Origin of the sequence: Saccharothrix sp. 6-C (genome assembly GCF_016695385.1) — a bacterium.
GTDB lineage: Bacteria > Actinomycetota > Actinomycetes > Mycobacteriales > Pseudonocardiaceae > Actinosynnema > Actinosynnema texasense.
The window spans coordinates 4,288,791-4,302,856 of sequence record NZ_CP064192.1; the positions used below are offsets into that span (position 1 = coordinate 4,288,791).

Annotated in this window: 1 pseudogene; it reads right to left on the reverse strand. The window is 76.4% G+C overall.

What is annotated here, in order from left to right:
* Positions 1-43: 43 nt before the first annotated feature.
* A pseudogene (locus IOD16_RS41510) lies at positions 44-14,043 on the reverse strand (type I polyketide synthase); the annotation flags it as partial.
* Positions 14,044-14,066: the final 23 nt, after the last annotated feature.

The following is a 14,066-nucleotide window of genomic DNA, read 5'->3' on the forward strand; positions in this document are numbered from 1 at the left end:
ACCGGTGCTGGGGGCGGTCGGGGAAACGGCGCGCGGGAGAGGGTCAGGCCATGCCGAGCTCGCGGTCGATGAAGGCGAAGACGTCGTCGGCGGACGCCGAGTCGAGGCGCTGCGCCACCGTCGCGGTGTCCCCGCCCTGTTCCAGCTTCGCGAGCAGGGCCCGCAGGCGGGTGGTCACGTGGCCGGCCGCGATCTCCTCGGGCGCGGCGGTCGCGACGGCGACCTCCAGGCGGTCCAACCCGGCCAGCAGCGTGTCGGCGGGCGCCGCGTCGTCGCCGACGAGTTCGGCGAGCAGCACCGCGACGAGCGCCTGCGGTGTCGGGTGGTCGAACACGACGGTCGCGGGCAGCCTCACGCCGGTCGCCGCGGCCAACCCGTTGCGCAGCTCGACGGCCGTCACCGAGTCGAAGCCCAGGTCCTTGAACGCCCGCGCCGCGTCGACCTCGGTCGAGTCGCCGTAGCCGAGCACGGCGGCCACGTGCCCGCGCACCACGTCGAGCAGCACGGCCCGGCGCTCGCCGTCGGCCAGCCCGGCCAGCCGCGCGGCCAGCCCGTCGCCGTCGGACGTCGGCTCGGCGGGGGCGAGCGCGGCGCGCGCGGCCGGGACGGTGTCCAGCAGCGGACGCGGGCGGGCGGACGCGTAGGTGGGCGCGAAGACGGCCCAGTCGAAGTCGGCCACGACGGTGTGCGCCTCGTCGCGGTCGAGCACGCCTTGCAGCGCGGTCAGCGCGAGCTTCGGGTCCATCGTCCGCACACCCCGGCGGGCCAGGTGCTCGCCCGCCTCGCCGGACGCCATGCCGTCGCCGCCCCAAGAGCCCCACGCGACCGAGGTGGCCGCGAGCCCTCTGGTGCGGCGGTCGTGCGCGATGGCGTCGAGCACCGCGTTGGCCGCCGCGTAGCCGACCTGGCCGCCGGAGCCCCACACCGCCGCGCCCGAGGAGAACACCACGAACGCGTCCAGCTCCCGGTCGGCCAGCAGGTCGTCCAGGTGCAGCGCGCCGACCACCTTCGCGTGGCCGACGTCGGCGAAGTCGGCCACGCCGACGTCGTCCACACCGGACTCCAGGTGGGTCACGCCCGCGGCGTGGAACACCGCGGTCAGGTCCGGCAGGTCCGCCAGCAGGGCGGCCAGCGCATCCCGGTCCGCGACGTCGCACGCCACCGCCTCGGCGCGGCCGTCGAGTTCGGCGAGCAGCCCGGCGATGCCCGGCGTGTCGGGACCGCGCCGCCCGGTGAGCACGACGCGCTCCGCGCCACCCGCCACGAGCCAGCGGGCCACGTGCGCGCCGACACCGCCCGTGCCGCCGGTGACCAGCACGGTCCCCCGCGGTGTCCACACGTCGCGGCCGGGTGACGCGGGCGCGGGCGCCAGCCGGCGGGCCAGCGCGCCGCCCGCCCGCAGCGCCACCTGGTCCTCCGGACCCGTGAGCACGCCCAGCAGCTGCGCCACGACGTCGTCGGACACCTCGGCGGGCAGGTCCACCAGGCCGCCCCAGCGGTCGGGGCGGTCCAGGCCGAGCACCGTGCCCAAGCCCCACAGCGCGCCTTGGAACCGGTCGGCGAGCCGTTCGGCGGCGTCGACCGCGACACCCGCCGACGTGCCGAACCACAGCGGCGCGGTCACCCCGGCGTCGTCCAACGCCTGAACCAGCGCGACGGAGGCCGCCACCCCCCGGGACAGCGCGCCGAACAGCGGGTGCGGCCGGGCGTCCAGGCCCAGCAGCGACAGCACCCCGTCGACGGTCTCGCCGGCGAGCGCGGTGCGCAGCCGTGCGGCGATCAGGCCGCGATCCGCCTCGTCCACCTCGACGGGCACGACCCGCGCGCCACGCGCCTCGAACCCCTCGACCACCGCCCGGCACCGCTTGTCCCCGTGCGGCGTTCCGGGCACCACCACCAGCCACCGGCCGGGCAGCCCGACGCCGACCGGCACCGGCAGCCACCGCACCCGGTACCGCCAGGAGTCCACCGTGGACTTCTCGCGCAGCCGTGCCCGCCACGCCGACAGGGCGGGCAGCACCCGGCCCAGCGCGTCCTCGTCCACGGCGAGGTCGGCCGGGAGCGCGGGCAGGCCGCCGTGCTCGACCGCGGCCCAGAACGCCTCGTCGGCCGGGTCGGCGGCCGCGCGCGGCTCCTCGGTGAGCCAGAAGTGCCGGTGCTGGAACGCGTAGGTCGGCAGCCGCACGGGACGCGCGCCCGGCAGCAGCGCCGCGAAGTCCGGCGACACACCGCGCACGTGCAGTTCGGCGACCGACCGCAGGAACCGGTCGAACCCGCCCTCGTCACGGCGCAACGTCCCGGCGGCCACCACGGGCTGCTCGCGACCGTCCAAGGTCTCGCCCACGCTCGGCAGGAGCACCGGGTGCGGGCTGATCTCGACGAACGCCGAGTGCCCCTGCGCGGCCAGCGACCGGACCGCGTCGGCGAAGCGGACCGTGGAACGCAGGTTGGTGTACCAGTAGCGGGCGTCCAGCTCGTCGCCGCCCACCCACTCCCCCGTGACGGTGGACAGCATCGGCACCTCGCCGGCCCTGGGCCCCACCGGGCCGAGGTCGGCCAGCAGCCGCTGCTCGATGTCGCCGACCTGGGCCGAGTGCGAGGCGTAGTCCACGTTGACCCGCCTGGACCGCACGCCCAGCGAGGTCAACAGCCCGGCCAGGCCGGCCAACGCCTCGGGGTCGCCCGACACCACGACCGACGACGCGCCGTTGTCCGCCGCGACCGACACCCGGTTCCCGAAGGACTCCAGGTGCGGCGCCACCCCGGCGGCCGACAACGCCACGGACAGCATCCCGCCGCGCCCGGCCAACCGCTCCCGGATCGCCCGGCTGCGCAGCGCCACGACGCGGGCGCCGTCCTCCAGCGACAGCCGACCGGCCACGACGGCGGCGGCGATCTCGCCCTGCGAGTGGCCCACCACCGCGTCCGGCCGGATGCCGTGGTGCGCCCACAACGCGGTCAGCGACACCATGACCGCCCACAGCGCCGGCTGCACCACGTCGACCTGGTCCAGCGTGGGCGCGCCCTCCTCGCCGCGCGCCACCGCGACCACGTCCCAGTCGACGAACGCCGACAACGCCCGCGCGCACTCGGCCATCCGGGCGGCGAACACCGGCGAGTCCTCCAGCAGCGCGGCGGCCATGCCGACCCACTGCGCGCCCTGCCCGGGGTAGACGAAGACGGTGCGGCCCTCGACGTCGGCCGTGCCGGTGACCACGGCGGCCGAGGGGACGCCGTCGGCGAGCGCGGAGACCCCGGCGGCCAGCTCGGCGGTGTCGCGGCCCAGCACCGCGGCCCGGTGCTCGCGGGCGGCGCGGGTGGTCGCCAACGACCACGCCACGTCCCGCGCGGGGAGGTCCGTGCCGGCCAGGTGGTCGCGCAGCCGGGCGGCCTGCGCGGTCAACGCGCCCGAGGTGTGCCCGGAGAGCACCCAGGGCACCACGCCGCCCGGCGCCGGCTCGCGCTCCTCGGCCTGCACGTCGGGCGCCTGCTCCAGCACCACGTGCGCGTTGGTGCCGCTGATGCCGAACGACGACACGCCCGCGCGCCGCACCCGTTCCCCGGCGGGCCACGGCTGCTCCTCGGTCAGCAGCGCCACGTCGCCCGCGCTCCAGTCCACCTCCGCGGACGGCTCGGTGACGTGCAGGGTCCGCGGCAGCAGCCCGTGGCGCAGCGCCAGCACCATCTTGATCACGCCCGCGACGCCGGCCGCGGCCTGCGAGTGGCCGAGGTTGGACTTCAGCGAGCCCAGCCACAGCGGGCGCTCGCGGTCCTGGCCGTAGGTGGCGAGCACGGCCTGCGCCTCGATCGGGTCGCCGAGCCGGGTGCCGGTGCCGTGCGCCTCCACCGCGTCCACGTCGGCGGGCGCGAGGCGGGCGTCGGCCAGCGCGGCGCGGATGACCCGCTGCTGCGACGGCCCGTTGGGCGCGGTGATGCCGTTGGACGCGCCGTCCTGGTTCACCGCCGAACCGCGCACCACGGCCAGCACCTCGTGCCCCAGCCTCAGGGCGTCCGACAGCCGTTCCAGCACGACCACGCCCGAGCCCTCGGACCAGCCCGCGCCGTCCGCGCCCGCCGCGAACGACTTGCACCGGCCGTCCGGCGCCAGCGCCCGCTGCCGGGAGAACTCCAGGAACGTGGCCGGGGTGGCGATCACCGTCGCGCCGCCGGCCAGCGCCAGCGACACCTGGCCGGACCGCAGCGCCTGCACCGCGAGGTGGATCGCGACCAGCGAGGACGAGCAGCCCGTGTCGACGGTCAGCGCCGGACCTTCCAGGCCGAGGTGGTAGGCCACCCGGCCGGAGACCATGCTGCCCGCGCCGTAGCTGTTGGGGTAGTCGTGGTAGACGACGCCCGCGTAGACGGCGGTGCGCGTGCCCTTGAGGTCGGCCGGGTTGATGCCGGCGTGCTCCAGCGCCTCCCACGACGTCTCCAGCAGCACGCGCTGCTGCGGGTCCATGTCGGCGGCCTCGCGCGGGCTGATGCCGAAGAACGCCGGGTCGAACAGCGGCGCGTCGTGCAGGAACCCGCCGCGCCGCACGTAGGTCGTGCCCTCGTGCTCCGGGTCGGGGTGGTAGAGCGCGTCCACGTCCCAGCCCCGGTCGGCCGGCATGTCGGACGTGACGTCACGGCCTTCGCGCAGCAACGCCCACAAGTCCTCGGGCGTGGCCACGTCACCGGGGTAACGGCACCCGAGTCCGACCACCGCGATCGGCTCCGCCGCGCGGTCCCGCACCTCCGCGAGCCGCCGACCGGTCTCGTGGAGGTCGGCCGTCACCCGGCGCAGGTACTCGCGGAGCTTCGCTTCGTTGGACATCGAACCACCGTTCACGAGTTGCTCAGCTTGTCGTCGATGAACCGGAAGAGGTCGTCGTCGCTGCCGTCCTCCAGCAAGGCCGCGACCGCCTCGCCGGCGCCGTTCGTGCCGTTCGGCCCGCCGCCGAGCAGGGCGCGCAGCCGCCGGTCCACCAGCGCGCGCACGTCGTCGTCCAGGCCCGCCCCGAACGCGGCTTCCAGCCGGTCGAGGTCGTCGAGCACCGACCGCGCGGTGTCCGGCGCGAGTTCGCCGCGCAGCACCTCGGCCAGCGCGAGCGGGGTGGGGTGGTCGAACACCAGGGTCGCGGGCAGCCGCAGACCCGTGTCGGCGACCAGCGCGTTGCGCAGCTCCACGGCCGTCAGCGAGTCGAACCCGAGATCGCTGAACGCCCGCTCGGCGGCGACCAGGGCCGCCCCGCCGTGGCCGAGCACGCCCGCGACGCGCTCGCGCACGAGTTCCAGCAGCAGGTCCCGCTGGTCCGCCTCGGTGAGCCCGGCGAGCCGGGCGGCCAGGTCGTCGGCGTCGCCGGAGCGCTCGGGCGCGGTGTCCTCGGCGAGCGCCGCGCGGGCCTCCGGGACCGCGTCCAGCAGCGGGCGCCGCCGCGACAGCGCGTAGGTCGGCGCGAACACCGACCAGTCCAGGTCGGCGACGACGGTGTGCGCCTCGTCCCGGTCCAGGACGCCCTGCAGGGCGGCGATCGCGGTGCCCGGCGCCATCACGCCCACGCCGAGCCTGGTCAGCCGGTCCTCCTCGCCCGCCGCCATGCCGCCGCCCGCCCACGAGCCCCAGGCCACCGACGTGCCGGCCAGCCCGCGTGCCCGGCGGTGCCGGACCAGCTGGTCCACCAGCGTGTTCGACGCCGCGTAGCCGACCTGTCCGCCGGAGCCCCACACCGCCGCGCCCGAGGAGAACACCACGAACGCGTCCAGCTCCCGGTCGCCGAGCGCGGCGTCCAGGTTGAGGGCGCCGACCACCTTCGCCCGGCCGGACTCGGCCAGGTCGACCTCGGTCAGCTCGTCCACACCGGACTCCCGGATCAGGGTGCCCGCCGCGTGGAACACCGCGGTCAGGTCGGGCAGCGCGGCCAGCAGCCCGGCGACCGCGCGGTCGTCGGCCACGTCGCACGCCACGGCCTCCGCGCGTCCGCCGAGTTCGGCCAGCAGCTCGGTCACTCCCGGGGTCTCGGCGCCGCGCCGCCCGGCGAGCACCACGCGGTCCGCGCCGCCGTCGACCAGCCAGCGGGCCAGGTGCGCGCCGACGCCACCCGTGCCGCCGGTGACGAGCACGGTCCCGCGCGGGCGCCACTCGCGCACCGCCGGTCCCTGCGGCGCGCGGACCAGCCGGCGGCCGAACACACCGGACCTGCGCACGGCGACCTGGTCTTCCCCGCCGGCGGTCAGCACGGCCACCAGCCGGTCGAGCACCCCGGCTGCGGCGGGCGTGTCGGCGGGCAGGTCGACCACGCCGCCCCACGTGCGCGGCCGGTCCAGCCCGAGCACCGTGCCGATGCCCCACAACGCCGTCTGGCGCAGGTCGCCGGGCCGGTCGAACCGGTCGACGGCGACCGCGCCCACCGTGGCGAACCAGACGGGGGCGGTCACGCCCGCGTCGTCCAGGCCCTGCACCGTGGCGACGGCCGCGGCGACACCGAGAGACAGTCCGGGTGACAGCGGGTGCGGCCGGTCGTCCAGGGCCGACAGCACCAGCACCCCCGCCGGTTCCAGGCCGCCGACGCGGTCGGCCACGACGGCGCGGTCGGTGTCGTCGAGAACGCGCACCACGGCCACCCCGCGCCGGGCCAGGCCGTCGGCTACCGCGGTGACCCGTTCGTCGTCCGGGCCGGCGACCACCCACGTCCCCTCGGGGCGGCGGTCGGCCAGGTGCACCGAGCGCCACTCCACCCGGTACCGCCAGGAGTCCACCGCGGACCGCTCGCGCAGCCGGTCCCGCCACGCCGACAGCGCGGGCACCACCTGCGCCAGCGCCGCCTCGTCCACGGCGAGGTCGGCGGCCAGGTCGGCCGGCCCGCCGTCCGCCACGGCCGCCCAGAACGCGTCGTCCTGCCCGGTGCCCGCGGCGGAGCGCTCGGGCACGTCGATCCAGTGCCGGGTGCGCTGGAAGGCGTAGGTCGGCAGGTCCACCCGGACCGCGCCGCGCCCGCCGTGCACGCGGCCCCAGTCCACCGGCCCGCCGGTCGCGAACACCCGGCCCACGGCGGTGGTCAGCGCCACCACCTCGTCCCGGTCGCGCCGCTGGGCGGCGATCAGCGCGCCGTCGACCCGGGCCGTGCCCGTGAGGACGCCGTCCGGGCCCACTTCCAGGAACCGGCGCACGCCGTGCGCGGCCAGCGCGGTCACACCGTCGTGGAACCGGACGGCGTCCCGCGCGTGCCGCACCCAGTAGTCGGCGGTCACCAGGTCGTCGCCCTCGGCCGGCGCGCCGGTCAGCGTCGAGACGACCGGGATGGCCGGCGGGGCGAACGGGATCCCGGCCAGCACCCGCCGGAAGTCGGCGAGCATCGGCTCCACCAGGGGCGAGTGGAACGCGTGGCTGACCGGCAGCCGCTTGGTCCGCCGATCGCCCAGCGCGGCCACCACCGCCTCGACGTCCGCCGCCGCGCCGGAGACCACCACGGAGGTCGGTCCGTTGACCGCCGCGAGCCCGACCGCGCCCGTCAGCAGCGGTCGCACCTCGTCCTCCGTGGCCTCGACCGCGACCATCGCGCCGCCCTCGGGCAGCGCCTGCATCAACCGGCCGCGCGCCACCACCAGCCGGGCGGCGTCCGCGAGCCCGAACACCCCGGCGACGTGCGCGGCGGCGATCTCGCCGATCGAGTGGCCCGCCAGGAAGTCCGGGGTCACGCCCCAGTCGGTCAGCAGCCGGAACAACGCCACCTCGAACGCGAACAGCGCCGGCTGGCTGAACCCCGTGCGGTCGAGGACCGCCTGGTCCTCGCCGAACACCACCTCGGTCAGCGACGTGCCCAGCTCGCCGTCCAGCGCGGCCACCGCGGCGTCGAACGCCTCCCGGAACACCGGGAACGCCGCGTGCAGCCGCCGGCCCATGCCGATGCGCTGCGATCCCTGACCGGTGAACAGGAACGCGGTCGGTCCGCCGACGGCGGTGTCGCGGCCGTCCAGGGCGCGCAGCCCGGCGATCAGCTCCTCGGTGGACGCGCCGACCACGACCGCCCGGTCCTCCAGCGCCGCGCGGGTGGCGCCCAGCGACCACGCCACGTCGACCGGGCGCAGGTCGGCGGCCGCCGCGGCGAGCCGGTCGGCCTGCGCCCGCAACGCCTCGGGGCCGCGCGCGGACAGCGGCCAGGCCACCACGTCGGTCGCCACCACGGCGGGCTCGACCGGGGTGGGCGTGGGCGCCGCCACCTCTTCGATGATCACGTGCGCGTTGGTGCCGCTCACGCCGAACGACGAGACCCCGATGCGGCGCGGGGTGTCCCGGGCGGGCCACGGCACGGCGGCGGTCAGCAGCTCCACCCGACCGGACGTCCAGTCCACGTGCCGGGAGGGCTCGTCGACGTGCAGCGTCTTCGGCAGCAGCTCGTGCCGCAGCGCCAGCACGGACTTGATCACGCCCGCCGCGCCCGCCGCCGCCTGGGCGTGGCCGATGTTCGACTTGATCGAGCCGATGAGCAGCGGCCGGTCCCGGTCGCGGCCGTAGGCGGCGAGCAACGCCTGCGCCTCGATCGGGTCACCCAAGGTGGTGCCCGTGCCGTGGGCTTCCACCGCGTCCACGTCGGCGGGCGTGAGCCCGGCGTTGGCGAGCGCCGCGCGGATCACCCGCTGCTGCGACGGGCCGTTCGGCGCGGTCAGCCCGTTCGACGCGCCGTCCTGGTTCACCGCCGAACCCTTGACCAGGGCCAGCACCTCGTGACCGTGCCGTCGCGCGTCCGAGAGCCGTTCCAGCACCAGCAGCCCCGCGCCCTCGGACCAGCCCGTGCCGTCGGCGCGGTCGGAGAACGGCTTGCAGCGGCCGTCCGGCGCGAGCCCGCGTTGGCGGGAGAAGGCGACGAACGGAGCCGGGGTGGCCATGACGAGCACGCCGCCCGCGAGCGCCAGCGAGCACTCGCCGTTGCGCAACGCCTGCGCCGCCAGGTGGATCGCCACCAACGACGAGGAGCACGCCGTGTCCACCGACAACGACGGCCCCTCGAACCCGAACGTGTAGGAGACGCGGCCCGACAGCACCGCGGAGGACGTGGCGGTCGCCAGGTAGCCCTCGACGCCCTCGGGCGCGTGGTCCAGCAGGTCGGCGTAGTCCTGGCCGCCGGTGCCGGCGAACACGCCGACCTGCCCGCCGCGCAACGACTCCGGGGTCACCCCGGCGCGTTCCAGCGCCTCCCAGGTCAGTTCCAGCAGCACCCGCTGCTGCGGGTCCATCGCGGTCGCCTCGCGCGGCGAGATGCCGAAGAAGCCGGGGTCGAACAGCGCCGCGTCGTGCAGGAACCCGCCCTCGCGGACGTAGCTGGTGCCGGGTGCGGCGGGGTCGGCGTCGTAGAGCGCGCTGGTGTCCCAGCCGCGGTCGGTCGGGAACCCGGTGATCGCGTCCACGCCGCCGACGACCAGCTCCCACAGCTCTTCCGGCGACCGGACGCCACCGGGGTAGCGGCACGCCATCGACACGATCGCGATCGGGTCGTCGCCGACCGCGGCGGGCGCGGGACCGACCGCGGCCGGCTCGTCACCGACCAGCTCGACGTCCAGGAACCGGGCCAGCGCCACCGGCGTCGGGTGGTCGAACACCAGCGTCGCGGGCAGCCGCGTGCCGACCGCCTCACCGAGCCGGTCGCGCAGCTCCACGGCGGTCAGCGAGTCGAACCCGAGGTCGCCGAACGCGCGGCCGGGCTCCACCGCCGAGGCGTCGTCGTAGCCGAGCACGGCCGCGACGTGGTCGCGCACCAGGTCGGTGAGGGCGCGGCGCCGCTCGGCCTCGGGCAGCGCGGCGAGCCGCCCGGCGAGCGCGGACCCGTGCGGCGCGTCGGCCGCCCGGTCCAGGCCCAGCAGCTCCCGCACCTCCGGCAGGTCGTGCAGCAGGGGGCGGGCGCGGGCGGCGCTGTAGGTGGGCGCGAACCGCGCCCAGTCCAGGTGCGCCACCACCAGGTGGTGCTCGTCGTGGTCGAGGGCCTGCTGGAGGGCGGCCACCGCCGACGCGGGGTCCATCGGCGGTATGCCGTGCTTGCGCAGCTCGTCGCCCAGCGCGTCCTCGTCGACCATGCCGCCGCCGCCCCAGGTGCCCCAGGCGACGGAGGTGACCGGCAGGCCGCGCCGGCGGCGCTGGTGGGCGAAGGCGTCCAGGTGGGCGTTGGCGGTGCCGTAGCCCGGTTGACCGGCCGAGCCCCACACCGCCGCGCCGGAGGAGAACAGCACGAACGCGTCCAGCTCACGGTCCGCGAGCAGGTCGTCGAGGTGCCGCGCGCCGGCGACCTTCGCCCGGCCCGCGGCCGCGAAGTCGGCGAGGTCCAGGTCGGCCAGGCGGGCTTCGGCCGGCAGCACGCCCGCCGCGTGCACGACGGTGAGCGGACCGTCCGGCGGCAGGTCGGCGACCAGCGCCGCCACCGCGTCCCGGTCCGCCACGTCGCACGCGGCCAGCGTCACGGTCGTGCCGAGGGCCTCCAGCTCGGCGGCCAGCTCCCGCGCGCCGGGGGTGTCCGCGCCGCGCCGACCCACCAGCACGAGGTGCCGTGCGCCCCGATCCGCGAGCCACCGCGCCACGTGCGCGCCGACCCCGCCGGTGCCGCCGGTGACCAGGGCCGTCCCGCGCGGCGCCCAGGCGCGCTTCGGCGCACCGGCCAGCGGCGCCCGCACGAGCCGGCGGCCGAGGACGCCCGCGGCTCGGACCGCCACCTGGTCCTCCGCCCGGTCGGCCAGCACGTCCACCAGCCGGTCGAGCAGCGCGCCGTCCCACTCGACGGGCAGGTCGGCGAACCCGCCCCAGGTCAGCGGGTGGTCCAGGGCGAGCACGCCGGCCAGGCCGAGCAGCGACCCCTGGGCGGCGGAGGTGATCTCCTCGCCCCGGTCCGCGGCCACCGCGCCCGAGGTGACGAGCCAGGTGGGCGCGGTGACCTGCGCGTCGCCCAACGCCTGCACGGCCAGGACGGTCCGCGCCACGCCCTCGGTGATCGTCCCGTGCACCGGGTGCGGGGTGTCGTCCAGCGCGGTCAGCAGCACCACGCCCGACAGCGCCGTCAACTCCCGCCACCGGTCGGCCAGCTCGGTTCGACCGGCGTCCACCGGCAGGGTCAGCACGTCCGCGCCGCGGGCCGCGAGCCGTTCGGCCACCGCCGCCGCGCGTGGTTCGCCCGCGCCGGACAGCACCAGCCACCGCCCGGTCAACGGCGCGCCGGACCCGCCGGCGGTCGGCTGCCACCGCACCCGGTAACGCCACCCGTCGAGTTCCGCGCGTTCCCGGCCGCGTGCCCGCCACGAGGCCAGCGCGGGCTGCACCCGGGCCACGTCCTCGCCGTCCAGGCCCAGCAGCTCGGCCAGGTTCGCCTCGGCGACGGCCGTCCAGAACTCGGCGTCCTCGGCGACGGTCGCGGAGGTGGCGGCCTCGCGGGCCGGCACGACGGTCGACTCCAGCCAGTACCGCCGGCGGCGGAACACGTGCGTGGGCAGCTCCACCCGCTCACCGCCGGGGTGCACCGCGCTCCAGTCCGGCGACGCGCCGTGGACGTGCAACCGGGCGACGGCCGCTGCGAACGCCGCCACCTCCTCGCGGTCCTCGCGCTGGGCTGCGGCGAGCACGACCGCGTCGGGTTCCGCGAACGACCGGGCCATGCCGGTGAGCACACCGGCGGGTCCGACCTCCAGGAACCTGGTGACGCCGCGCGAGACCAGTGCCTCCACCGCCGCGTGGAAGCGCACCGCGCGGCGCGCGTGCCGCACCCAGTAGTCGGCGGTCGTCAGGTCGCCGTCCTCGGCCGGCGCGCCGGTCAGCGTCGACACGACCGGGAACCCGGGCGCGCGGTACTCGACCTTCTCCGCGATCCGCCGGAACTCCTCCAGCATCGGCTCCATCAGCGGCGAGTGGAACGCGTGGCTCACCACCAACCGCTTGGTGCGCCGATCACCCAGCCGGGAAACCACCGCCTCGACACCGGCCTTGGAGCCGGACAACACCACCGACGACGGACCGTTCACCGCCGCGATGTCCACCCCGACCACCAACAGCGGCACCACCTCGGCCTCCGCGGCCTCCACCGCCACCATCGCCCCGTCCGAGGGCAACTCCCCCATCAACCGACCGCGTGCCACCACCAACGAACACGCGTCCTGCAGGGAGAACACCCCCGCCACATACGCCGCCGCGAACTCACCGATCGAATGACCCGCCACCAAATCCGGCCGAACCCCCCACGACTCCAACAACCGGAACAACGCCACCTCGAACGCGAACAACCCAGGCTGCGCGAACTCCGTCCGATGCAACACCTCGTCATCCACCACCTCGGCCAACGACCGCGACAACAACGGATCCATCACCGCGCACACCTCGGCGAACGCCTCCCGGAACACCGGGAACGCGCCGGACAACCCACGACCCATGCCCACCCGCTGCGAACCCTGACCCGTGAACAAGAAGGCGGTCAGGCCCGACCGCACCACTCCCGCTTCCACTCCGGCGACCCGCTCACCGGCCGCGACCGAGCGCAGCCCCGCCACCAGGTCGTCCCTCGTCGACCCCACCACCACCGCGCGGTGCTCCAAGGCGTCCCGCGTCACGCCGAGCGAGTAGGCGATGTCCACGTCGGACGCCGGGTCGGCGACGGCGAACGCCGCCAGCCGGGCGGCCTGGGCGGCGAGGTCGTCGACCGACCGGCCGGACACCGACCACAGCCGCACGGGCGGCTCCGCGTCGTCGACCGGCTCCGGGGCCGGCTCCTCGACCGGGGCTTCCTCGATCACGGTGTGCACGTTCGTGCCGGAGATGCCGAACGACGAGATGCCCGCGCGGCGCGGCCGGTCGGACGCGGGCCACGGGCGTGCCTCGGTCAGCAGCGCCACGTTCCCGGCCGACCAGTCGACCTGGTCGGTGGGCTCGTCGGCGTGCAGGGTCCGGGGCAGCAGGCCGTGGCGCATCGCCATGACGACCTTGATCACGCCGGCGACGCCCGCCGCCGCCTGCGGGTGGCCGATGTTGGACTTCACCGAGCCCAGCCACAGCGGGTGCTCGCGCTCCTGGCCGTAGGTGGCCAGCAACGCCTGCGCCTCGATCGGGTCACCGAGCGTGGTGCCCGTGCCGTGCGCCTCCACCGCGTCGACCTGTGCGGGCGAGAGCCGCGCGTCGGCCAGGGCGGCCCGGATCACCCGCTGCTGCGCCGGGCCGTTCGGCGCGGTCAGCCCGTTGGACGCGCCGTCCTGGTTCATGGCCGAGCCGCGCACCACGGCCAGCACCGGGTGCCCGTTGCGCCGCGCGTCGGACAGCCGCTCCAGCACCAGCAACCCCGCGCCCTCCGACCAGGCCGCGCCGTTCGCGCCCCGGCCGAACGAGCGGCAGCGGCCGTCGGGGGACAGCGCGCGCTGCCGGGAGAACTCGACGAACAGCTGGGGCGTCGCCATCACCGCGACACCGCCCGCGAGCGCCAGCGAGCACTCGCCGCGGCGCAACGCCTCGGACGCCAGGTGGATCGCCACCGACGACGACGAGCACGCCGTGTCCACGGTGACCGCGGGCCCTTCCAGCCCGAACGTGTAGGCGACGCGGCCGGAGGCGATGCTGCCGGACGTGGTGCTGTCGGCGTAGTCGTGGTGCATCAAGCCGGTGAACACCCCGGTGGAGGTGCCCCGCACGGAGGACGGCGGGATGCCGGCCCGCTCGAACGCCTCCCAGGCCACCTCCAGCAGCAGCCGCTGCTGGGGATCGGTCTCCAGGGCGTCCCGGGGGCTCATCCCGAAGAACACCGGGTCGAACTCCGCCACGTCGTGCAGGAAGCCGCCTTCGCGGGCGTAGGTCTTGCCGGGCGTGCCGGGTTCCGGGTCGTACAGCCCGTCGACGTCCCAGCCGCGGTCGGTCGGGAACCCGGTGATCGCGTCCACGCCGCCGACGACCAGCTCCCACAGGTCCTCCGGCGACCGGACGCCGCCGGGGTAGCGGCACGCCATCGACACGATCGCGATCGGCTCCTGCTGCCGGGCCTCCAAGTCGCGCACGCGCCTGCGGGCCTGCTGGAGGTCCGCGGTGGCCCGCTTCAGGTAGTCGCGGAGCCTGTCGTCGTTCGCCATCGGTGTGGGTC